This window comes from Pyruvatibacter sp. HU-CL02332 (genome assembly GCF_040362765.1).
In the GTDB taxonomy this organism is placed as follows: Bacteria; Pseudomonadota; Alphaproteobacteria; order CGMCC-115125; family CGMCC-115125; genus Pyruvatibacter.
Map to the genome: position 1 here is coordinate 560,914 of NZ_BAABWK010000002.1, position 21,688 is coordinate 582,601.

Consider the following 21,688-nt stretch of genomic DNA (forward strand, 5'->3'; position numbering starts at 1 on the left):
TATCTTGGAAGTATGGCAGTAGCTACTTTTTGATCATCGACAGAACGCGTTTACGCTTCTTGTCGTCGTATGGCGGACGGAACATTTCCGCGACCATTTTTGCCTTGGACTGGTGATAGACAGCCTTGGCGTGGCTGAAGGTGCGGAAGCCATCGACGCCGTGATAGGAGCCCATGCCTGAGGGGCCGACGCCGCCGAAGGGCAGGTCTTCCATGGACACATGCATAATCACGTCATTAACAGTCACGCCACCCGAAGTGGTGTTGTCCAGAACCCGGCGCTCTTCTTCGGAATCCTGACCGAAGTAGTAAAGACCAAGAGGCCGATCCTTGGAGTTCACGTATTCCAGAGTTTCCGATACGTCCTTGTAGGTCTTCATCGGCAGAACCGGGCCGAAGATCTCATCCTGAAGAACCTTCATGTCCTCTGTCGGGTTCTTGATGATGGTCGGCGGAATCTTGTTGTATGGCTGCTGAGAGAAATCCTCATTCGCAGGGTTGATCTCAATGACTTCCCCACCCTTGGCCTTTGCATCTTCGATATAGCCCGTGATGCGATCATAGTGGCGATCATTGATGATCGATGTGTAGTCAGGATTGTCCTTCATGGTTGGGAACATCTTTGTCACAACCTTCTGGGCGCCCGCCACAAACTCGTCCGCCTTCTCTTCAGGTACCATGACATAGTCAGGAGCCAGGCAGATCTGACCAGCGTTGAGGGTCTTGCCAGTCATCACACGTGCAGCCACGTCTTCCATGTCGCTGTCACGGGAAACAATGACGGGAGACTTGCCGCCCAGTTCCAAGGTTACCGGAACCAGGTTTTCCGACGCAGCACGCATCACGTGCTTGGCAATCGAGCCCGCACCTGTGAACAGCAGATGATCAAAGGGCTGTTTGGAGAATGCTTCGCCCACAGCAGGGCCACCGGTAATAACGGCGACTTCGGTCTCGTCATAGGCTTCGCGGAACATCTTTGCCATCAGTTCAGAACACGCAGGCGTGAACTCTGACGGCTTGATCATTGCCCGATTGCCCGCCGCAAACACACCAGCAAGCGGTGCAAACGTCAGATTAAACGGGAAGTTCCAGGGGCTGATGATGCCGATGGTGCCCAGCGCCTGATATTCCACATGCGCTTTTGCGCCGAGTAGGCCGAGCGGAAACTGCAGCTTACGCTTTTCAGGGCGCATCCACTTTTCCATGTGCTTCTTGGCATGGTCCAACGGCCCAACGGAGCCCATGACGTCAGTCATCAATGAAGCAACCGGTGCGCGGTTGCCAAAATCTGACGTCAGCGCATCTACGATTTCGTCCTTGTTATCCACCAAAAGCGCGATGGAACGATCGATCCAGTCCTTTCGGCGCTTTACGCTTGCGGGGCCCTCTTCGATATGGGCCTTTTTCTGGCGATCCAGAATGGCGCGAATGCCGTCTGAAATAGCGTCCGCGCTTGATGTATCGGGCGTCGATTCCATAACGCTCATGTTTGTTTCCTCACCTTGGTCCGGAGCGCCGATGCCTGGCACCCCAATAATTTACGCATTCAATCGAGACTGCCGATGCTCGCACTTTAATGCCCGGCAGGATTACAGGGTGGGCCAACCTGTACATCCGGCGAAAAACCCTTTCGCCACAAGCACATGCTAGCTTCATGACGCGGACTATAGCGCGACAAACAGCAACTGGCGAGAACCAGCCGTTTTCAAGCATTTCTGCAACCTTTATCTCTCAATACGGGATTTTAGAACAGTCGGGCATTTAACGCGGCTTTAAGCCGTCTTGCCGGACAATGCGCTCATTCAAGGGTGCGTGGACGAGCCGACAATAAGCTCAAGGTTTAGACCGCACCCGATTTCTAGGATTCGCCGTGCAACGTCGCGCGGCACAGAGTTTTTTCGGGGGTTTCCACGTGACCGACGCGAGCACCATGACAAATCCTAAAGCTCTGGCTGAAAAGGCCATTTCTGAGATGGATTCGCGCTCGATTGATCCCACACCGGAGAACTACGAGCTTTGGTACACCCACGCGACGGGTGCAAATCCGGGCCTCAATCGCGAGATTGAAAAACTCGAGGACGCCGGCAATAGCCTTGATGCTGAGCACCTGGAGAAAATCCGTACAAAGCACATGACGCCTGCAAACAATGACACTGCCATTCTGGAGATGGGTGGCAAGTTGGAAGACGAATTGTCCGGCGTTATGGCGATGTTGGAATCCGCCACCAAGGATACTGGTGCGTACGGAGACTCGCTTAGTGATGTGAGTGCGGCACTCGACACCGAGCGCTCTCCTGCAGAAGTCCGTGTACTGATGGAAACATTGGTGACAGCGACCCGTACGATGGAAACTCGCAGCAAGCAGCTGGAGGAACGTCTGCACGAGAGCAAGGCAGAAGTCTCGCAACTGCGCACGAACATGGAAGAAATCCGCACAGAGGCCCTAACCGACCAGCTGACCGGTCTTCCCAATCGTCGCAATTTCGACGACAGTGTTGCTGCTTCCATGGAGAAAGCTGCAGAAGAAGGCACGCCCTTCACACTTATTCTTGGCGATATCGATCACTTCAAGAAGTTTAATGACACCTATGGTCACCAAACCGGAGACCAGGTGCTCAAGCTGGTAGCGCAGTGCATGCGCCACCATGTCAAAGACCCTCTCAAGCCAGCCCGGTATGGTGGTGAGGAATTTGCGCTCATCTTGCCCGACATTGAACTGACCGCTGGCGTCAAGCTTGCTGATGAAGTTCGACGCACCATTGAGAGCAAAGAACTGGTCAAGAAGTCGACTGGTGAAAATCTGGGTGCTGTAACCATGTCATTTGGCGCAGCTTTGTTCGAACCTGGAGAGAGCATCTCAGACCTTATCAAGCGGGCTGATGCATGCCTTTATTCTGCAAAACATGCAGGTCGCAACCAGGTGAAGTGGGAAGTTGACGCTGACCTTGAAGCGATTGCCAGCTAGGCATCCGATCAACAGTCTTCAGAAAACCTAGCCAACCCCTACGTAACATCGTCCAGCGCACATGGCGTGATGCTTTCAGGCATTGTGTCTGTTGATATTGCCGTAATCCGCCGTTTGACGGCGAACGCTGGGCCGGTATTGTCGCTCGCAAATCAACACTGCGAGGCGGCCTGCGATGGACATGATTACCTTCGAGAAGCACGATACCGGTGTGGCGGTTGTCACACTAAATCGTCCTGACGTGCTCAACAGCATGAACCCACAATTGCTGGACGAAGTGCGCACTGCCATCCGACAGACGCGCGATGATGCAGATATTGGCGCATTGGTTATTACCGGTGCGGGTCGCGGGTTTTGTGCGGGTGCGGATCTGACGGCGGGTTTCAAACCTCCTGCGTCAGCCACCATCGGTGACGGTGTTGCGCATAGCATGGAAATCGGGTTCAACCCGATGATCCGCGAACTCGCGGAACTGCCAAAGCCAGTTGTCTGCGCCGTAAATGGCATGACAGCCGGCGGCGGCGTTGGTCTCGCGCTGGCTGGGGATATTGTATTCGCGGCTCGTTCTGCCAGCTTTGTGCAGGTGTTTGGCCCCAAGCTCGCCCTCGTCCCAGACTGCGGCGTGACATACTTCATGCCCCGCCTCATCGGTCAGGCGCGCACCCGAGCCCTTGCCATGAGCGGTGATAAACTTTCAGCCGAGCAAGCAGCAGACTGGGGCCTTATCTGGGCCTGCGTTGATGACGACAAACTGATGGATGAAGCAATGGCCTATGCTGAGAAGCTGGCGGCAGGTCCTACAGAAGCCTTTGGTGACATCAAGCAGGTACTGGACGTGACGTTTGACAATGATCTCAATGCCCAGCTCGACCTTGAAAAAGAAACCCAGCGCAAGCGCGGCAATCACCCAAACTTTACTGAGGGCGTGTCGGCTTTCATGGAGAAACGCGCTCCGAATTTCTCGCGCTAACAGCGCCAACAAAACTCGACAACCGGGAGAGACTTCATGGAATTCAATAAAGTCAAAGTTGATATGGATGGCGACGTTGCCATCCTCACCCTTAATGATCCAAAGGCCCTCAATGCCGTGTCACCCGACATGCTTGAAGGTCTCGCAGACGCACTAGAATGGATTGATACACCTGACAATGGTGTGCGCTGTGTGGTCATGACTGGCGAAGGTCGTGGATTTTGTGCAGGTGCCAACCTGGCGGGAGGCCGTCCTGGTGAACGCCCCGGCGAACAGCGGTCAAATGCACAGCCAGACGCCGGGCAGGCACTTGAGCAAAAGTACCACCCAATTCTCCGCAAAATTCGCAAGCTGAAGATGCCTTTTATCACGGCCGTAAATGGACCGGCTGCTGGTGTCGGCATGAGCTTTGCGCTTATGGGCGACATGGTTCTTGCAGCCAAGTCTTCATACTTCCTGCAAGCTTTTCGCCGCATTGGCCTGGTCCCGGATGGTGGGTCTACATATCTCCTGCCCCGACTGATTGGCGTTGCGCGCGCCAAGGAACTTTCACTCCTCGGTGAAAAACTACCTGCTGATACAGCTCTTAGCTGGGGCCTCATCAACCGGGTGTATGAAGACGATGCGCTGATAAGTGAAGCAAAGGCGATGGCAAAAGAGTTGGCTTCAGGTCCGACCCGCACCCTTGGCCTCATCCGAGAAGCCTATGCCGACAGCTTCGATAACACCTATGAAGAGCAGCTCGATAAGGAACGCTGGCTGCAGCGTGAAGCTGGCCGTACAGAAGACTTCAAGGAAGGCGTGAAAGCGTTTCTTGAAAAGCGCCCGGCTGCTTTCAAAGGCAATTGAGCTTTTTAAGCTCGGACGACAAAGGCGGCAGGTCCTAGGACTCTGCCGCCTTTTTCTTTGATGCTTTTTTCAAAGCTGATCTCTTCGTACGCGGTTTCTTTGGCTTTGGCGGTGCACCCGGGCCCTTGCGCTGGGACGGTGGCTTGGCTGCATCCGCACGTAGCGCTACGCTAACTGCATCGCGGGCCCATGAAACAAATTCGTCCGGCTCATCAAACAGCCTTTCCGGTGCCTGCCAGTACGACATCACGCCGCGTTTGCCGGCCTTCGTCTCATAGGTGAATGGTTCCATGCCTTCCGCCTCGAAGGCTGGTTGGTTCTGATCATCAACCTTCAGATACAAAACCTCATTCGCGATAAGCCCGAACATCAGCCCATCCGCAAAAAGACCCGACCCGCCAAACATCCGGCGTGACTTTACCGGTCCCAGCGGAACAAGCATCTCAATGAGAAATTGTGTGTATTCGTTGGATACGGCCATGGCAGTTAAACTGCCGCAATGTGCGCCTTAGGTCGAGGGGCGTTCTTCGGCAACGGGCGCTTTGGCCGGAGTTAGCGTTACGCTTTCACCGCAGCCACATGCATCCGTCTGGTTGGGATTGTTGAACACAAAACCTGACCGTAGCTTGGTTTCCTCATAGTCCATTTCCATGCCCAGCAGGAACAGGATGGACTTGGCATCAATCAAAATCTTGACGCCTTTGTCCTCCACCACTTCGTCCAGTGGTGCAGTTTCAGTGGCATAGTCCAGCTTGTAAGCCATACCTGCACAGCCGGCATTCTCGAGACCAAGACGCACGCCCACAATTGGCTCCTCGGATCGGTCGATAATCGCCTTAATCCGTTCAGCGGCTGTGTCGGTCAGCGTTATTACTTGTCCTGCCATCTCTCTACTCTCTTAGGTACACCCTAACATGTGCTTACGGAGGGGCATCACTTCAAGACGCCCTCCGACAAGGTCAAAACATGTTGAGCGCAACTCTTGCTTCATCGGACATCCGCTCAGGGGTCCAGGGTGGGTCGAAAACAAGGTTTACCTTCACATCGCCCACGCCATCGACAGAACTGATTGCGTCGCTCACCCACTGGGGCATTTCACCTGCGACGGGGCAGCCTGGGGCTGTAAGTGTCATGTCCACCTCGATATCCCGATCGTCTGAGACATCAATTTTGTAAATCAGTCCAAGCTCATAGATGTCTACCGGGATTTCCGGATCGTAAACCGTCTTGATTGCACCGATGAGATCGTCGGTCAGCATGTCCAGTTCACCCTGTGGGATGGCTGAACCATTGACCTGCGCTTCATTGCTGGCAGGTTCCGCAGCTTCTGTCTGTGTTTCAGTCATGAGTTTATCCATTACCCAAGAAACTCCCGCGCCTTTTCAAGCGCTACAACAAACGCGTCAACATCTGCGCGCGTATTGTACATCGCGAATGAGGCACGCGCAGTGCCAGGCACACCGAGGTGAGCCATCAATGGTTCAGCGCAGTGCTGACCAGCCCTAATGGCAATACCGGACCGGTCAATGATCGTTGCCACATCATGCGGATGGGCGCCTTCCATTGAGAACGACATGATTGCACCCTTGCCCGGCATAGTGCCGTGAATAGTAATCCAGTTAAGGTCCTGAACCTGCGCTGTTGCATAGGCAATCAAATCTGCTTCGTGAGCACGGGCCGCTGCACGGCCAACACTGTTCACATAGTCAATTGCTGCACCAAGTCCAATCGCCTGCACAATCGGAGGTGTTCCCGCCTCAAACTTGTGGGGCGCATCTCCATAGGTGATTTCGTCCATGTGGACTTCACGGATCATTTCTCCGCCGCCTTGATAGGGCTGCATCTCTGCCAGCAATTCTGCCTTGCCAAAAAGCGCACCAATGCCGGTCGGACCGTAGAGTTTGTGTCCGGTCATCACGTAAAAATCGCAGCCGATCTCCTGGACATCCACATCCATGTGAACGGCGCCTTGGCAACCGTCAATAAGAACGGCTGCCCCATGAGCGTGCGCCATGTCCGTGATCTTCTTGGCATCCACGACACTGCCCAACACATTTGACATGTGCGTCATAGACACGAACTTCGTTTTGGGACCAAGGGCTGCTTCAAAAGCAGCCATATCCAGCGACCCATCATCCAGCACAGGAACCCATTTCAGGACCGCGCCCTGACGCTCGCGCAGGAAATGCCAAGGCACGATGTTGGAGTGGTGCTCCATCATCGACACAATAATCTCATCACCGGGCTGAATGATCGGCTGCAGGTAGCCCTGCGCCACGAGGTTCATGGCCTCGGTTCCACCTTTAGTGAAAATAACTTCGTCAGTTGTCGGCGCATTCAGCAGTGCCCGCACTTTTTCTCGCGCGTCTTCAAAGGCCTGCGTAGACGCATTTGCCAGATAGTGCAGACCGCGATGTACGTTTGCGTAGTCATTCGCATACGCGTCGCGGATCGCGTCCAAGACCTGCACGGGTTTTTGCGCCGAGGCGGCATTGTCCAAATAGACGAGTGGTTTCCCGTAAATTTCCCGGGAGAGAATCGGGAAATCTGCGCGAACACGCTCTACGTCAAACTGCTGCTCATCGTTCGGTGCCGGACTGGATATGGTTGCGGCTTCGCTCATAGGGATGCCTCTTGTGCCGTATCCTTTGGCGCGCCAAGACGCTCTGCCAGAAGCGTCTTTAGAGCCACAGCGATCTCACCGTCGTCGAAGCCATCCACCACATCATCGAGGAACCCGGCAACAAGCAATGCACGGGCGGTGTTCTCGTCGATACCGCGGCTCATCAGGTAGAAAATGGCGTTTTGATCCGGTTCACCGATCGCAGAACCGTGGGCGCAAATCACATCATCGGCGTAAATTTCCAGCATCGGCTTTGCATCCATTTCAGCCTTGCGGGAAAGGAGCAACGCTCGAGCTTGCATCTGCGAGTCAATTTTCTGCGCATCCTTACGCACCAGGATAGATCCCTGGAAAACTCCGCGTGACGCGTCATCCAGCACTGAGCGGAAGGTCTCTTCGCTTTCGCAATTGGGAACCGCATGATCAACAAACAAGGTGTTGTCCATCACCGCTGCATCACGCAACAAGGATAGCCCGCTGATGCTGGCCTTTGTGTTTTCGCCAGCAAAGTGCAAGTGCTCATCGGTGCGGGCTTTACCCGCACCGACTGCGAGACCGAGTGTTTCGTAGTTTGACGCCTTGCCAAGGGTCACCGACTTTTTTCCAACGCGGACGACGTCTTCGCCATCCGCACATACGGTGGCGTGACGCAGCGATGCATCATCACCAACCACAAGTCGCAACGCTCCTGTTGAAAAGACCGGCGCCTGCTCATCGTCGCCCCGGGTTTCAAGCAAAGTGAGCTGCGCACCCTCCTCGAGGACGACAAGGCTGCGCGTGTGGAAGTGGGTACTGACGTCGCCAATTGCACGCCATTGGACTTCAATGGGCTTATCGACTTTCACGCCTGCTGACACACGAATTACAACGCCATCAATCGCGTATGCCGCATTCAGAGTGGCAACGGCATCCTGAGGTGCGATGGAAGACTCCAGCGCTTCCGATACCCAGGCAGCTTCACTGTTCAATGCCTCTGCATAGCTCAATAGCTCAACACCATCAGGCAGGCCATTCAGGGACGAGCCGGCCGTATCAAATCGCCCGTTGATGAAAACCGCGATGTGCCGGTCTATTTCAGCAAAGATGTCCGTGGCAGGGTCGGTTGTGTCAGCGCTGGACGCTGCGGGCGTGACGGCAAGTGGACCTGCCTTGGCCAACATCTGGCGCAGATCAAAGTAGCGATATTCTTCGAGCCGCCTGTTCGGCAACCCTTCGACCGCAAACGCCTCAATCGCTTTGGAGCGCGCACTTGATTGATACGCGGCACCGGGCAGCACTTTTGCTGCCGCTGCGTGGTCATCCACGAGGCCGGTTTCAATGTCTAGAGGTTGAACTGCTACTCTCGCCATGACTAAGCCGCGTCGCTCTTGATATCTGCGTAACCGGACTCTTCGACTTCACGGGCCAGTTCCTTAGGACCTGACTTCACAATCTTGCCGCCAGCCAGAATGTGCACATGGTCTGGGACGATGTGATCGAGCAACCGTTGATAATGGGTAATCACCAGCATGGAGCGCTCAGGTGAGCGCAGTGCATTCACACCTTCAGCAACAACACGCATTGCATCCACGTCGAGACCTGAGTCTGTTTCATCAAGCACCGCAAATGTCGGCTCCAGCAGGGCCATTTGGAGTGTTTCGGCGCGCTTCTTCTCGCCGCCGGAAAAGCCAACATTAAGCGGACGCTTCAGCATGTCATCGGTGATGTTCAAGGACTTGGCTTTTTCACGTACCAGCTTGAGGAACCTGACCGCATCCAACTCATCTTCACCGCGCGCAACCCGAACAGCATTGAGAGCTGTTTTCAGGAACGTCATTGTGGTGACGCCGGGCACTTCTGTTGGATACTGAAAGGCGAGGAACACACCCGCAGCGGCACGTTCATTGGGCTCGAGTTCAGTGAGGTCCTTCCCATTGAAGAGAATTGACCCGCCGGTCACGTCATATCCCGAACGCCCTGCAAGCGTGTAAGACAGCGTTGACTTGCCAGAGCCGTTGGGCCCCATGACTGCGTGCACCTCACCGGGGTTGAGGGTGAGATTGATCCCTTTCAGGATTTCCTTGCCGCCGACTTCTACGTGCAGGTCTTTGATTTCAAGCATTCTAATTGTCCGTATTCCGCGAGAATGTGGTGGCGCCGAGCGCAATGCCAAGACCAGCCCCTACAGCTATCCAGGTGCTGAGTTCATCGGCCGCAACGCCTATAGCGACGCCGATTCCAGTGCCGATCGCAATCCAGGTGCCCATGTTCATTAGCCGACGCTCCCTTCAAGGGAGATACCCACCAGCTTCTGGGCCTCAACCGCAAATTCCATCGGTAGCTGCTGAAGCACCTCGCGGCAGAAGCCATTTACCAGCAACGCCACCGCTTCTTCCTCCGGCAAACCACGGGCCTGACAATAGAAGAGCTGATCTTCCGACAGCTTCGACGTGGTTGCTTCGTGTTCCAGAACAGCCGTCGGGTTGCGGCTTTCGATATACGGCACTGTATGAGCCGAGCATCTGTCGCCAATCAGCAGGCTATCGCACTGGGTGAAATTGCGCGCGTCTTCGGCAGACGGATAAATGCTCACAAGGCCGCGATAGGCGTTGGAGGATTTACCCGCTGAGATACCTTTTGAAATGATCCGGCTCTTTGTGTTCTTGCCCAGATGGATCATCTTGGTGCCGGAGTCGACCTGCTGTGCCCCGTTTGAAATGGCGATGGAATAAAATTCACCCGACGAGTTGTCTCCTCGCAGCACGCAGCTGGGGTACTTCCAGGTTACTGCCGAGCCGGTTTCAACCTGCGTCCAGGAGATCTTTGAGTTGTCTCCGCGGCAGTCTCCGCGCTTGGTCACGAAGTTGAAGATACCGCCCTTGCCGTCTTCATCGCCCGGGTACCAATTCTGAACCGTCGAATATTTGATTTCAGCATCATGGTGGGTAACAAGTTCCACCACCGCAGCATGGAGCTGGTGCTCGTCCCGCATGGGGGCCGTGCAACCTTCCAGGTAGCTCACATATGACCCTTCATCTGCGATGATGAGGGTGCGCTCAAACTGTCCGGTGTCACGTTCGTTGATGCGGAAATATGTCGACAGCTCCATTGGGCAGCGAACACCCTTGGGGATGTACACAAACGATCCATCAGAGAAAACGGCAGCGTTCAAGGCTGCAAAATAGTTGTCTGTCGCAGGCACAACACTGCCGAGATACTCTTTTACCAGTTCGGGATGAGAGTGTACGGCTTCCGAGATCGGGCAGAAAACAACGCCGGCCTCGGAGAGCTTCTCCTTGAACGTTGTGACAACGGACACACTGTCGAACACGGCATCAACGGCAACGCCGGCGAGCATCTTTTGTTCGTTCAATGGAATCCCGAGCTTCTCATAGGTGCGCAGGAGTTCGGGATCGACTTCATCGAGGCTCTTTGGTCCATCACCCTGACTCTTGGGGGCTGAGTAATAGTAGTAGTCCTGATAGTCGATTTTTGGATAGTTGACCTTGGCCCAGTCGGGCTCTTCCATTTCCAGCCAACGGCGGAAGGCTTCAAGGCGGTACTCGAGCATCCACTCGGGCTCACCCTTTTTGGCCGAGATGAACCGGACGGTGTCCTCATTCAAACCCTTGGGAGCTTTGTCGCTCTCAATGTCCGTATAGAAACCATATTTGTACTTGTCGCCCTGGCCGAGGCCTTCGACGTCGCGCACTGTTTCTTGAACCGCTGCCATACTCTTACCTATTCACCTGCAGTTCGGGCCGCGTGGCCGTCACTGGAAACATGGCCCGCGTCAGCGGGGCGAATTCTCTTCAAAGCCTGCTCGAGGGCAGAGCAAAACCGTTCAACGTCCTGATCGGTCGTATTCCACCCCATGGACACGCGAATCGCGCCGCCCGCACGACTTTCGTTGATACCCATAGCTTCAAGCACATGGCTGCGCGCTACTTTACCGGACGAGCACGCAGAGCCCGAACTGACACAGACCCCACCAAGATCAAGCGCCATCAAAAGCGTCTCTGCCTTCACTCCATCAAATGCAATGCAGCTGGTGTTTGGCAACCGCTCTACCGCAGGGCAGATCACCGCACCAACATGACCCACGGCCTCAGCGATTTGGAGAGCGCGGACCTCCAGCTCATCCCGAAGTGGCGCCAGAGCCTGAAGCTGAGCCTGATTTTCTGCTGCTTTGTCTGCAGCAGCACCAAAGCCTGCAATTCCAACGACATTCTCAGTGCCAGCGCGGCGGCGCAACTCTTGCCCTCCGCCGCGAAGCATCGGCTCAACACGCCCTTTACCACGCACAACCAACGCACCAACGCCCTGCGGACCACCTATCTTGTGTGCGGAAAGGGCCATCGTATGAGCACCGCTCAAAGGAGACAGCGGCAATTTGCCCACGTGCTGAACGGCGTCCACATGCACGCGACCGCCGGCTTCTATAACGCATTGCATGATTTGCAGAACCGGTTGGATGGCGCCCGTTTCATTGTTGGATGCCATCACACATACAAGAGCTGGCCGCGCATCCGCCTGCAGATCGTCAACAAGTGCACCAATATTGGCCACACCATTTGAATCGACGCCAAGTTGCTTGACATCAACGCCGCTTGCCGCTGCCGTATCGATGACGCTTGCGTGTTCCGTTGCCACGACGATCAAACGCTCAATGGCTCCCGACGCCAAAGTCCCCATGATTGCAAGGCTGTTGGCTTCGGTCCCACCAGAGGTAAACACAATTTCATCCGGCACGGCCGACACCAAGGATGCAACACTTGCGCGCGCGTCTTCCACAAGGCGCCTGGCCACCCTGCCCGCCCGATGGACGGATGATGGGTTGCCACCACCGGCGAGCGCATCCATGGCAGCTACCATGGCTTCGCGCGCTTCGGGACGCAGTGGCGCCGTCGCATTGTGATCAAGATATGTGGTTGCTTGTGCCACGTTTGGTGGATGGTCCTGCTGGTTTGGGTTTGAAATACCGCTCGTTGGCGGCCTATTCGCCGGCCACGACTGCACCAGAATAGCTGGTCGCTTGTGCAGCCGATTGCGATGAGCCGGACGTTGGAGATGCTTGGGACCCGATCTGCGATCCTTCGCCACTTTCAGCATCCTCATAAATGCCGCTGCGTCCAAGCACCCGACGATTGATTACGTCGTCCAGCGAGACTTCGCTGAGGAACAGGTGTATCTGACGGCTCAATTCGTCCCAGAGGTCATGGGTAATGCAGCGTGCGCCATTGCCAAGGCACCCTTCACCGGAACTCTCCTTGCAGCGGGTAGCTTTGATTGGCTCATCGACGGACAGGATGATGTCGGACACCTGAATGTCTTCTGGATGACGCGCGAGATGGTAGCCGCCGCCTGGGCCGCGGACACTCTTCACGATGCCTGCCCTGCGAAGCTTTGCGAACAACTGCTCGAGATAGGACAGTGAAATTTCCTGACGGCCCGCAATCTCGCCGAGAGAAACCGGCTTCTTGCCGCCAAAACGGGCAAGATCCGCCATTGCCATGACCGCATACCGGCCTTTGGTACTAAGTTTCATAAGGTCTTCTCCGTCGGCATAGCCGCTGTATGGCTATCACCGTGATGAGGTATCCCAAACTGACCACATCTGTGCCCAACAGAATGCGGCAGCTAAGCTACCAATGACCCCCATTTTTAAGTGCCAAGTGATAACCCCACATGGCCCTATGCAAGTGCCGCTGCGCTGACCTCGCGCGGAATGCTTGCAATCGCCATATCCGCTTATGCTAAGAGAAGCATCAGCCTGGCGCTACAAGAGCCAGAAATAATAAACCCGAGTGTTTTAGTCAAGAAAAGGATGCGGGAAAAAGCCCACTAAAATGGGCCTTTTTTGTGTGTGGGTATTCTAAACCAACCTTCTAAGGTTGGTTTAATCAGCCACCCCGCGGTGTAAAACATCCATGCCCGACGTGATTTTCAACGGCCCTGCGGGCCGTATCGAAGGCCGCTACCACCATCAAGGCAAGCCAAACTCCCCAATTGCTCTGATTCTTCATCCGCATCCGCAGTTCGGCGGCACCATGAACAATCAGACGGTCTACGAACTTTTCTATATGTTCGCCAATCGGGGTTTCTCTGTGCTGCGCTTCAATTTCCGCGGTGTCGGGCGCAGCCAGGGAGGCTTCGACGGTGGGATTGGCGAGCTGTCCGATGCAGCCGCAGCCCTTGACTGGCTCCAGACCTACAATGTCGATAGCCGCACCTGCTGGGTAGCCGGTTTCTCATTCGGCGCTTGGATTGGCATGCAGCTGTTGATGCGTCGCCCAGAGATAGACGGCTTCATCTCTGTTGCACCGCCTGCCAACTCTTATGATTTCAGCTTCCTTGCCCCCTGCCCGTCATCAGGCATTTTTGTGTCTGGTGATCAGGACCAGGTGGCACCAGTCGACGATGTGGAAAAACTCGTTGAGCGACTGCGCGCACAAAAGGGCATCACCATCGATCAGGAAGTCATCAAAGGAGCAAACCACTTCTTTGAAACCGGCTCCAAACCGATGCTTGATACGGTTGCCGCCTATCTCGACCGACGCCTTATTGAAGATCAGCAGGCCAAGGATGCCAAGAAAGACGGCAAGTAGTATCCGCTGCCTGCACCCAAGATGACCCTAGGCGGCGCGCGTGCTGGTTTTGTGTAGCGTGCCGCCAGTCATCGGTTCTGACACACCTGTTGTTGTTGGCACTGATAACGGCAATCCCTTTAGATTGCGCACGGCCAGGTAGGCAAACGCCTCAGCCTCCAGCGTATCGCCACGCCAACCTGCTTCTTCAGCTGCGATCACCCGCACTCCAAGCCGCCGCGCAAGTTCACCCATCAAGACCGGGTTACGCCGCCCTCCACCGACCACAATCCACTGCTTTGGCGGCTCTGGAAGGTGCTCCAGTGCGCGGGCAACGCTTTCAACTGTGAAAGCCACCAATGTCGCAGCCCCGTCTGCATTTGATAGATCCGCTGCTGCCTCAGCTGAAAAATCCAGTCGATCAAGCGATTTGGGCGGCTTGCGGTCGAAATATGCGTTGGTCAGCATGGTGTTCAGCACTGACTCATTGACCGTGCCTGCCTTGGCGAGGGCGCCATTATGATCAAATGGCTCGCCTATTTTCTCTAGCGCCCACTCATCGATCAATGCATTGGCAGGGCCCGTATCAAAGGCAACCGGGTCTGGACCGTCAGCCGAGCCAATCCAGGTGACATTGCCAATCCCGCCAAGATTCAGCACCGCCAATGGATGGCCGCTCATTTCATTGGCAAGGGCAAGATGATACAGCGGCGCCAAGGGCGCACCCTCGCCTCCTGCGATCATGTCTGCGGACCGAAAGTCGTTCACCACGTCAATGCCGGTTTCAGCGGCCATCAGCGAACCATCGCCAAGTTGCAGCGTCCATCCTTGGTCCGGCCTGTGCGCCACGGTCTGACCATGAAAGCCAATCACATCAATCTCGGAGGCCGACATATTGGCCTCACTCAGCAGCTGGTTCACAACATTTGCCTGCATGAGGGTAATGTCACGTTCCAGCGCGAGTAGGTTTTGAGGTAGCGGGCGTGGGGCAGACAGTGCCATTGCGCCAGCCAACTCGCCGGCCACCCGGTCTCGCAATGCCCTTGGATAAGGTATTGCCAGAGACGGCCCGGCCTCTACATGAGTGTGTCCGTCGGTTGTCAGAATGGCAGCATCAACCGCATCCATAGACGTACCACTCATGAGCCCGATGGCTTTATAGACTTCCTTGGCATCAGACATTGTCGGGCTCCAATCATATGGCATGTCTGCCGCTCACTACGCGACGCTTTGCGTTGGCAGGCCGACATGCTAATCCCCCGCCTTCACGGAACCAACATCGATCACCTGCCGTTTCCTTTAGGCCTACACGCCTTCAGCACCCAATCAAAGCGACCAGATCATGCCGAGCTACAAATCAGACTTTCTGAACCACCTCGAAGAGCGGGGTTTCATTGCACAATGCTCTGATGCCGAAGCGCTTGAAGAAAACCTCTCAAAGGGTGTGGTGACGGGCTATATCGGCTTTGATTGCACGGCTCCAAGCCTACACGCAGGCTCGCTTGTCCAAATCATGATGCTGCGGGCGCTCCAAAAAGCAGGCCATCGCCCCATCGTGGTGATTGGCGGCGGAACCACGCGTATTGGCGATCCCTCTTTCCGGGACTCAGCGCGGCCCCTGCTGGACGATGAAGCGATCGCAAAAAACAAAGAAGGCATCCGGAAGGTTTTTTCCAAGTTTCTCAGCTTCGATGATGGACCCACCGGCGCCCTGATGGTGGACAATCGTGAATGGCTGGACGGACTTGATTACGTCGATTTCCTTCGAGATGTGGGCCGCCACTTCTCGGTCAATCGGATGTTGTCTTTTGAAAGCGTGAAGGCTCGGCTGGAGCGTGAACAGAACCTTTCGTTCCTGGAATTCAACTACATGATCATCCAGGCCTACGACTTCGCGGAGCTCTACCGCCGGTACGACTGCACCTTGCAAATGGGTGGGTCTGATCAATGGGGCAATATCGTCAATGGCATCGACCTTGGACGGCGCATGGACGACTCATCGCTCATCGGACTGACATCACCACTTCTCACAACATCGTCGGGCACAAAGATGGGCAAGACGGCCGATGGCGCGGTCTGGCTCAATGAAGACATGTTGCCTGCCTATGACTACTGGCAGTACTGGCGCAATTGTGAGGATGCAGACGTCGGCAAGCTTTTGCGGCTCTTCACGGATCTGTCTCTTGATGAAATAGGTCGGCTCGAGAAGCTCGAGGGAGCAGAGCTCAATGATGCCAAGAAGGTTCTGGCCACCGAAGCAACGGCTATGGCGCACGGGCGCGCTGCCGCTGAAGCAGCCGAGGAGACAGCGCGCAAAACCTTTGAAGAAGGTTCCGTCGCATCCGACCTGCCAACGGTCGAACTAGCTGCTGATATGTGGGCTGATGGACTTGGTATGCTGACAGCTCTTGTTGAAGCAAAGCTGAGCTCTTCTACCAGCGAGGCCCGTCGTCTCGTGCAGGGCGGCGGCGTGCGCATCAATGATGATCAGGTCAGCGACTGGCGCCGCTCTCTGGGTGAAGATGACATGCGCGATGGCGCCATCAAACTTTCTGCCGGCAAAAAGCGCCACGTATTGATCAAGAAGGCTTAGTCACCTAGCCGTCATCATCTGCACCCCGCGCACTGCTTTCCGGCGCGGCCTCTGCTGTGGCGTCTATGTTGGTCGGCGGACTGTTCTCAGGCGAGGCATTGGATTCATTTGGCGCGGTCGTTTGAGCCTCGTCACTGGCACTGCCGCCGATCTCAAAAATGCGGCGCAGGATGCCCGGCAAAAGCGCAGCTGCAGGATTTACGATCACTTCCGGATCGTCGGATTTACCCGAAATTCCGTAGGTGATGCCGAAAACGCCCTCGCCTTCGCGGCCAACGAAAAGTTCGCCGATGACCGGGATGTTCCCGAGAAAGCTATTGACGGTGTAGGCCGGAATGATCGTGCCACCCAGGTCAATCTCATCGGTCTCACGGTCAACATGTCCCTTGATGGTTGCACCGATCGCTGGTCCGGACAGGATCGCATCTTTCAGGTCAATGGCTCGCGCGTTGACCCGCACCGGTGCGTCCAACCGCGTGAACAAGATGCCTTCACCCTGAAGCGTGTCGCTGATGCCCGTCAGTGAGCCAAGTGTCAAAACATCTGCCACGATAGGTGCATTGCGTATGCGCAATGTGTTGCCGGTCAGGCGTCCCTCCAGGGGACTGCCGTCCAGTCGGTCATCAATCTCCGCTGAAAAGTCCACATTGCCGCCATCCATATTGTTGTAGAGATCCAGCCCCCGAAGCACGGCACCTGCATTGCGAGATGTTGCCTCGACCTTTCGGGTCCCATAGGTTGTCGGCTTCATCTCAATGTCGAGTTCGCCACCGGTCTCAAATACACCGTCCACGGATAATTCCTGCATACGCGAGCCAACCATCTTCAAGGATGCTGTCACGTCGGTAAGCACTTCCCCGACATGGGCTGTGACCCGATCGACGTTGGCATTTGCCAGAATAACCTCATCAGACACTTCGTCCCCTTCAGAGGGTGTTGCGTCTGCGAACAGGTCATCCAGAAAATCCCGGGCATCAAATGCGGGGCCATTCACGTCAATCCGAACTATTCCGTCTTCAGGGGACCGCACGGCAACGCCAGACAGGTCGGTGCCATTTGCCAAGAGCAAACGTGAGACGGACGCGTGCTGCATTGTTCCGTTTGGATCAAAAAACGCGCTGCCCTGCAGCTGAACGCCCTGACCTGACATGCTCATTCCCGACAGAGTTATGCTGCCATCATCAGCTTGCGTGTAATTGCCAGCGAGAGTTGCCGGAATGCCAGGGTCTTTGCGCCAAGCAATCAAAGGCTCCACAACTGTCACAGGGCCGAGGTCAGCTTCAAACTCTGCTGTCGCGATATCGGGGCCCCGTCCCTTCAAAACTGCCTGCACAGGCAATGAACCCTGAATGTTTCGGACTATGCCCACGCCAAGCTGAGTGCGGGTGGCATCATCAAAAACGCCTGTGACATCAAATGTGCTGCCTGGTCGTTTGCCTGCGTTGAAATCCTCCACCCATTTCAGTGCGATTGGCGTTCCAGCCAGCACCATAGTGCCGTTGGCTCTGAGATGCGTGTTCGACACGGTGAAAGCCATGTCACCGCCGTTGAGAGTTACACCCTCGCTGATATCCGGCATATCAAGCTGCGTTGCGCGGCCGGAAGCTCCAAACCCGACGTCCTCGAACAACAGCAAACTACGCATTGGGAGCGTTACTTTGATCTGAGTTGTTCCTGTCCCTGAGACCTCATTTGGGTCGAGGCCAAAGCGGCTTATGTAGCCGAGGGGTTCCTGATCAATTAGCGACAGAATAGCGGTCATGGATCCAGCCGCCTTCACATCAATGAATGCGTCATTGCCTCGAATGTGGAAGTCCTCTGTCTTGAAGCTTCCGTCAGTTACCTGAATGAGGCCACCTGACGGCGGGGCAATTTCACCTCCGACCATCTTGGCCTCAAACGCATTGCCTTTCAGATTCAAGGACCCGCGCGCATAGCGAATGGGAGAGAGATCGCCCAGGTAGCGCACCTGCATGTCTGCAAATTTCACATTGAGCGAAACGGCCTCGTCCGGCAGAGGCGTCGCATCGAGTGCGCCATCAGGGGCATCGATTTTGAGAACCCCTTGATCCAGGTATCCTCCTGTAATGTTTGAGACAACCCAATCGCGCGCACCGGTGCCTACTCTCGGTGGCCAAATCTGCATCAAGTCACTTACGAGGAGTTGCTCGATCTCACCATCAAGCACAACCGAGAGAGGGTCTTCACTCAAACCGGAGATCTGCCCAGCGACCGATACATATCCTTCGCCAAGTGCCATCGATGCATTCTCGATGTCCAGACGGCCATCATTGAGAGCATATTTCAATGTTGCTTCCAGCCCATCGACCCGCGCGATACCTACGGTCACATTGGGAACATTGATGGCAACCGGTTGCGTCTCGACGGACAAATACACTTCTTCAATGGCGCCGGTATCATTAACGGTGATCTCGCCGCGACCAGCTACAGACAGGTCTATGGCCTCACCTTTAACGGCAAACTCATCCAATTCGACAACACCGTCCGGCCAGGTCACTCGGCCTTTGATGTGCGCGCTATCAATCTCATAACTCCAGGGGCGAGGGGTGTATGGCGGCGGGATGTCCTCAGGTTGCGGCTTGCCATCATATCCGAGCGGTTTTGGCGGGTAGAAAGGCTCAGGCTCATTGATCGGCAGTACCAGTTCTCCAGCGCCCGCATTCAAATCAACTTCGAGGTCCGCAATGGAGAGGCCGTTTCGATTGAGCTTCGCTATTACCCGGCCTGAAACAGCGCTGTTGATCATTGCGAGTGGTTCAAGAGCAACCATTGTCCGGGCGAAATCCGGAAGCATGATGTTGTTGAGGTTCGCTACGATGACCACAGGTTCATCAGCACCAGACGCACGAACTGTTCCTATGAAATCCCACTCCCCACCAGGAGATAGGACATGAGCATTTATGACGCCGGCCATCCCGATTGGTGTGTTCCGAAACTCAAGCCCCACATCGGACGCCAGCCAAAGACCACCGGACCGTTGATCAAACACGGTAATTGCAGCGTTGCGGATGCTCAGCCCTTCAAGATGTCGACCTGCATCTGCATCGTCTCCAGGAGATGCCACAGCCTCAATCAACGTGGCCAACAGAGCATCGCCTTCCTCTGACACCGCTGGCTCTGGAGCGGGAAGAGCAGCGCCATTTCTGGTAAGGCCGAAGCTGATTGTGCCTTCTGCACTTCGCACCAGCGTTAATGATGCGCCTTCGAACACAAGCTTTTTTGGTACAAGTCGGCCCGCGAGTGCGGCACGCAGGTTGAAGTCGATTGCCAGTTTTGGCACCGACACAACCTCCTGATCTTCTTCACCCAGGATGACGACATTGACCGCCTGCAGCTCCAGGGCCCCTTGCCCGTCCGCCCAGGCAATGACCATGTCTTCGATATCGATGCGATTGTCAGGCAATTGATCGTTGGCGGCCTGTTCGACAAACGGCGTCAAAAAGCTGACCGGCAGTGGCCCCTGCGACAAACGCCATGCAGCGGCTGCGGCAAGCAGCAAGGCAACGGCGGAAAGCCCCGCAACAACTTCGAGCGCGATTTTGGTAGCCGGACGGATCAAAAGGTCTGTATCTCGTTTCCTGTGTGCTGCCCTGCACATATGCGCGACAACAGCTGGCTTTCAGCTAATTCGGTGAAAGCCCTATCGAATCAACGCCCATAATGGCAAAAACCGTCGCCAAAAGAGTGTACAGAGGTGCCCAAAACCTCTCCGCGCACCATATTGCTCAATTATGGCCTTTGCGCGTCATAGGCGTCGACACAAGCCGCCCGACCAGCAACTTTACAGGAGACTTTAAAATGGCGAGCGAACTGGCAGAAGGCACGAAAGCCCCGGCATTTTCCATGCCGACAGATGGCGACGGTAAGACTGCCCTCAAGGACTACAAAGGCCAGCCGCTGGTTTTGTACTTCTATCCAAAGGACGACACGTCAGGTTGCACAAAGCAGGCAATTGGTTTCACGGAGCACTTGAAGGCATTCGAGAAAGCCGGAGCGGCCATTCTCGGGGTATCACGCGACCCTGTGAAGAAGCATGACAAATTCAAAGATAAGCATGACCTCAAAATCACGCTTGGGTCCGATGAAGAGGGCAAGGTGACAGAAGCATATGGCGTCTGGGTAGAAAAGAGCATGTACGGCCGCAAATACATGGGCATTGAGCGCTCTACCTTTCTGATTGACGGCAAGGGAAAAATTGCCCGGGTCTGGCGCAAGGTTAAAGTTCCAGGGCACGTGGAAGAAGTCCTTGAAGCTGTCAAAGCGCTTTGAGCTCAACATCACCCACTCTTGGCCTCGCCGCCCAAGCAGTCGCTGTGCTGATGACTGCCAATGCGTCTCAAAAGGCGCTGGCGGTCCGCCAGATGGCTGCCGACTGGCGCAGCGGCAAATTGCAGTGGCCTGGCATAGAGGTCGATGTGCCAGACCGTCCGGCTCGCCCAAGCAAACCTGAGCTGCTCGCGCCCCGCGCCATGAAACGTCGTGGACCAGGCAGTTTGGCCGGGCGCACCGCCCTTCTTCATGCCCTTGCCCATATAGAACTCAATGCGATTGATCTGGCCTGCGATCTGCTTGCCCGGTTCACTAGTGATGGCGATACCCCCCTGCCGGCAGCGTTTGCAGATGACTGGGTGAAAGTGGCCGACGAAGAAGGCAAACATTTCTTGATGCTGGAAGCGCGGCTCCGCGAACTGGGTGCCGCCTATGGCGACCTTCCAGCTCACGACGGGCTTTGGCAGGCTGCCGAAGCCACATCTCATGACTTTGCGGCCCGTCTGGCTATTGTTCCGCTCGTTCACGAGGCTCGCGGGCTTGATGTCACCCCGCAAACGGTTTCTGCATTGGAACGCGCCGGCGACCAGATAAGCGCCAGGGTCCTGCAGACCATCTATGACGACGAGATTGGCCATGTGTCCGCCGGGGTTACCTGGTTCTCCGACGCAGCCAAGCGTCGCAACAAGGACCCAAGAGAGCTTTTTGACGCATCGGTTGATGCCTACCACACGGGTAAGCTTAAAGGCCCCTTCAATGAGGATGCGCGACGTGAAGCAGGGTTGGCCGCATTGCTTTGTGGCACATGACCTGCATCGCTTTTGACATCTCCT

At 55.6% G+C, this 21,688-nt stretch carries 20 protein-coding genes; 7 read left to right on the top strand and 13 right to left on the bottom strand.

Annotated features, from left to right (window positions below; genetic code table 11):
- Positions 1 to 22: 22 nt before the first annotated feature.
- A complete protein-coding gene (locus tag ABXH05_RS13390; RefSeq protein ID WP_502947748.1) occupies positions 23 to 1,477 on the bottom strand; it encodes a coniferyl aldehyde dehydrogenase in 1,455 nt (484 codons plus the stop codon).
- A gap of 434 nt (positions 1,478 to 1,911) precedes the next feature.
- Between ABXH05_RS13390 and ABXH05_RS13395 the strand changes: the two genes are divergently transcribed.
- The 3 genes from ABXH05_RS13395 to ABXH05_RS13405 all read left to right on the top strand — a co-directional run bounded on the left by ABXH05_RS13395 (position 1,912) and on the right by ABXH05_RS13405 (position 4,783).
- Positions 1,912 to 2,964 (top strand): GGDEF domain-containing protein, encoded by a 1,053-nt coding sequence (locus ABXH05_RS13395; RefSeq protein ID WP_353561430.1) that lies wholly within the window; start codon positions 1,912 to 1,914, stop codon positions 2,962 to 2,964.
- A 175-nt stretch (positions 2,965 to 3,139) separates the two neighbouring features.
- The gene (locus ABXH05_RS13400; RefSeq protein WP_353561431.1) at positions 3,140 to 3,934 is read left to right on the top strand and encodes an enoyl-CoA hydratase-related protein; all 795 of its coding nucleotides are present in this window, start codon (positions 3,140 to 3,142) and stop codon (positions 3,932 to 3,934) included.
- Between the two features lie 36 nt (positions 3,935 to 3,970).
- Positions 3,971 to 4,783, top strand: a complete 813-nt coding sequence (locus ABXH05_RS13405; RefSeq protein ID WP_353561432.1) for an enoyl-CoA hydratase/isomerase — start codon at positions 3,971 to 3,973, stop codon at positions 4,781 to 4,783.
- Positions 4,784 to 4,817: 34 nt separating this feature from the next.
- On the opposite strand, the gene ABXH05_RS13410 is transcribed toward ABXH05_RS13405, so the two are convergent.
- The 10 genes from ABXH05_RS13410 to ABXH05_RS13455 all read right to left on the bottom strand — a co-directional run bounded on the left by ABXH05_RS13410 (position 4,818) and on the right by ABXH05_RS13455 (position 12,933).
- Entirely contained in the window at positions 4,818 to 5,264 is a 447-nt protein-coding gene (locus ABXH05_RS13410) for a TfoX/Sxy family protein (protein WP_353561433.1), read from the bottom strand.
- Between the two features lie 27 nt (positions 5,265 to 5,291).
- Entirely contained in the window at positions 5,292 to 5,669 is a 378-nt protein-coding gene (locus ABXH05_RS13415) for a HesB/IscA family protein (RefSeq protein ID WP_348139978.1), read from the bottom strand.
- A 73-nt stretch (positions 5,670 to 5,742) separates the two neighbouring features.
- Positions 5,743 to 6,129, bottom strand: a complete 387-nt coding sequence (locus ABXH05_RS13420) for an SUF system Fe-S cluster assembly protein (protein WP_348139976.1) — start codon at positions 6,127 to 6,129, stop codon at positions 5,743 to 5,745.
- 11 nt (positions 6,130 to 6,140) lie between these two features.
- Positions 6,141 to 7,412: a cysteine desulfurase gene (locus tag ABXH05_RS13425; protein WP_502947749.1), complete on the bottom strand. Its 1,272-nt coding sequence runs from the start codon at positions 7,410 to 7,412 to the stop codon at positions 6,141 to 6,143.
- Positions 7,403 to 8,755 carry a Fe-S cluster assembly protein SufD gene (gene sufD, locus ABXH05_RS13430; RefSeq protein ID WP_353561435.1) on the bottom strand — a complete coding sequence of 451 codons (1,353 nt, stop codon included), beginning with the start codon at positions 8,753 to 8,755 and terminating at the stop codon, positions 7,403 to 7,405. The genes ABXH05_RS13425 and sufD overlap by 10 nt, the downstream gene beginning before the upstream one ends.
- Positions 8,756 to 8,757: 2 nt before the next feature.
- Positions 8,758 to 9,507 carry a Fe-S cluster assembly ATPase SufC gene (sufC, locus tag ABXH05_RS13435; protein WP_353561436.1) on the bottom strand — a complete coding sequence of 250 codons (750 nt, stop codon included), beginning with the start codon at positions 9,505 to 9,507 and terminating at the stop codon, positions 8,758 to 8,760.
- 1 nt (position 9,508) lies between these two features.
- Positions 9,509 to 9,658, bottom strand: a complete 150-nt coding sequence (locus ABXH05_RS13440; RefSeq protein WP_353561437.1) for a glycine zipper domain-containing protein — start codon at positions 9,656 to 9,658, stop codon at positions 9,509 to 9,511.
- Entirely contained in the window at positions 9,658 to 11,118 is a 1,461-nt protein-coding gene (gene sufB / locus ABXH05_RS13445) for a Fe-S cluster assembly protein SufB (protein ID WP_043948856.1), read from the bottom strand. The genes ABXH05_RS13440 and sufB overlap by 1 nt, the downstream gene beginning before the upstream one ends.
- Before the next feature lie 8 nt (positions 11,119 to 11,126).
- Positions 11,127 to 12,329, bottom strand: a complete 1,203-nt coding sequence (locus ABXH05_RS13450) for a cysteine desulfurase family protein (protein WP_353561438.1) — start codon at positions 12,327 to 12,329, stop codon at positions 11,127 to 11,129.
- Positions 12,330 to 12,381: 52 nt separating this feature from the next.
- Positions 12,382 to 12,933, bottom strand: a complete 552-nt coding sequence (locus ABXH05_RS13455) for an Rrf2 family transcriptional regulator (RefSeq protein WP_353561439.1) — start codon at positions 12,931 to 12,933, stop codon at positions 12,382 to 12,384.
- A 382-nt stretch (positions 12,934 to 13,315) separates the two neighbouring features.
- On the opposite strand from ABXH05_RS13455, the gene ABXH05_RS13460 reads away from it, so the two are divergent.
- Positions 13,316 to 13,993, top strand: a complete 678-nt coding sequence (locus ABXH05_RS13460; RefSeq protein WP_353561440.1) for an alpha/beta hydrolase — start codon at positions 13,316 to 13,318, stop codon at positions 13,991 to 13,993.
- 27 nt (positions 13,994 to 14,020) lie between these two features.
- Here ABXH05_RS13460 and ABXH05_RS13465 read toward each other — a convergent pair whose 3' ends face one another.
- Complete coding sequence (locus ABXH05_RS13465; RefSeq protein ID WP_353561441.1) at positions 14,021 to 15,154, bottom strand: anhydro-N-acetylmuramic acid kinase; 1,134 nt, start codon at positions 15,152 to 15,154, stop codon at positions 14,021 to 14,023.
- 160 nt (positions 15,155 to 15,314) lie between these two features.
- Here ABXH05_RS13465 and tyrS point away from each other — a divergent pair, with 160 nt between their 5' ends.
- Positions 15,315 to 16,565 (top strand): tyrosine--tRNA ligase, encoded by a 1,251-nt coding sequence (gene tyrS, locus ABXH05_RS13470; RefSeq protein WP_353561442.1) that lies wholly within the window; start codon positions 15,315 to 15,317, stop codon positions 16,563 to 16,565.
- A gap of 4 nt (positions 16,566 to 16,569) precedes the next feature.
- Here tyrS and ABXH05_RS13475 read toward each other — a convergent pair whose 3' ends face one another.
- Positions 16,570 to 20,145 carry a YhdP family protein gene (locus ABXH05_RS13475; RefSeq protein ID WP_353561443.1) on the bottom strand — a complete coding sequence of 1,192 codons (3,576 nt, stop codon included), beginning with the start codon at positions 20,143 to 20,145 and terminating at the stop codon, positions 16,570 to 16,572.
- Positions 20,146 to 20,384: 239 nt separating this feature from the next.
- On the opposite strand from ABXH05_RS13475, the gene bcp reads away from it, so the two are divergent.
- Positions 20,385 to 20,855 (top strand): thioredoxin-dependent thiol peroxidase, encoded by a 471-nt coding sequence (gene bcp / locus ABXH05_RS13480; RefSeq protein WP_353561444.1) that lies wholly within the window; start codon positions 20,385 to 20,387, stop codon positions 20,853 to 20,855.
- A gap of 50 nt (positions 20,856 to 20,905) precedes the next feature.
- Positions 20,906 to 21,664 carry a ferritin-like domain-containing protein gene (locus tag ABXH05_RS13485; protein ID WP_502947750.1) on the top strand — a complete coding sequence of 253 codons (759 nt, stop codon included), beginning with the start codon at positions 20,906 to 20,908 and terminating at the stop codon, positions 21,662 to 21,664.
- Positions 21,665 to 21,688 lie beyond the last annotated feature (24 nt).

Bases quoted from the DNA above. Each gene is read 5' to 3' on its own strand.
- ABXH05_RS13390 (WP_502947748.1), bottom strand. From the start codon at position 1,477: ATGGAATCGACGCCCGATACATCAAGCGCGGACGCTATTTCAGACGGC.
- ABXH05_RS13400 (WP_353561431.1), top strand. From the start codon at position 3,140: ATGGACATGATTACCTTCGAGAAGCACGATACCGGTGTGGCGGTTGTC.
- ABXH05_RS13405 (WP_353561432.1), top strand. From the start codon at position 3,971: ATGGAATTCAATAAAGTCAAAGTTGATATGGATGGCGACGTTGCCATC.
- ABXH05_RS13410 (WP_353561433.1), bottom strand. From the start codon at position 5,264: ATGGCCGTATCCAACGAATACACACAATTTCTCATTGAGATGCTTGTT.
- ABXH05_RS13415 (WP_348139978.1), bottom strand. From the start codon at position 5,669: ATGGCAGGACAAGTAATAACGCTGACCGACACAGCCGCTGAACGGATT.
- ABXH05_RS13420 (WP_348139976.1), bottom strand. From the start codon at position 6,129: ATGACTGAAACACAGACAGAAGCTGCGGAACCTGCCAGCAATGAAGCG.
- sufD (WP_353561435.1), bottom strand. From the start codon at position 8,755: ATGGCGAGAGTAGCAGTTCAACCTCTAGACATTGAAACCGGCCTCGTG.
- sufC (WP_353561436.1), bottom strand. From the start codon at position 9,507: ATGCTTGAAATCAAAGACCTGCACGTAGAAGTCGGCGGCAAGGAAATC.
- ABXH05_RS13440 (WP_353561437.1), bottom strand. From the start codon at position 9,658: ATGAACATGGGCACCTGGATTGCGATCGGCACTGGAATCGGCGTCGCT.
- sufB (WP_043948856.1), bottom strand. From the start codon at position 11,118: ATGGCAGCGGTTCAAGAAACAGTGCGCGACGTCGAAGGCCTCGGCCAG.
- ABXH05_RS13455 (WP_353561439.1), bottom strand. From the start codon at position 12,933: ATGAAACTTAGTACCAAAGGCCGGTATGCGGTCATGGCAATGGCGGAT.
- ABXH05_RS13460 (WP_353561440.1), top strand. From the start codon at position 13,316: ATGCCCGACGTGATTTTCAACGGCCCTGCGGGCCGTATCGAAGGCCGC.
- ABXH05_RS13465 (WP_353561441.1), bottom strand. From the start codon at position 15,154: ATGTCTGATGCCAAGGAAGTCTATAAAGCCATCGGGCTCATGAGTGGT.
- tyrS (WP_353561442.1), top strand. From the start codon at position 15,315: ATGCCGAGCTACAAATCAGACTTTCTGAACCACCTCGAAGAGCGGGGT.
- bcp (WP_353561444.1), top strand. From the start codon at position 20,385: ATGGCGAGCGAACTGGCAGAAGGCACGAAAGCCCCGGCATTTTCCATG.
- ABXH05_RS13485 (WP_502947750.1), top strand. From the start codon at position 20,906: ATGACTGCCAATGCGTCTCAAAAGGCGCTGGCGGTCCGCCAGATGGCT.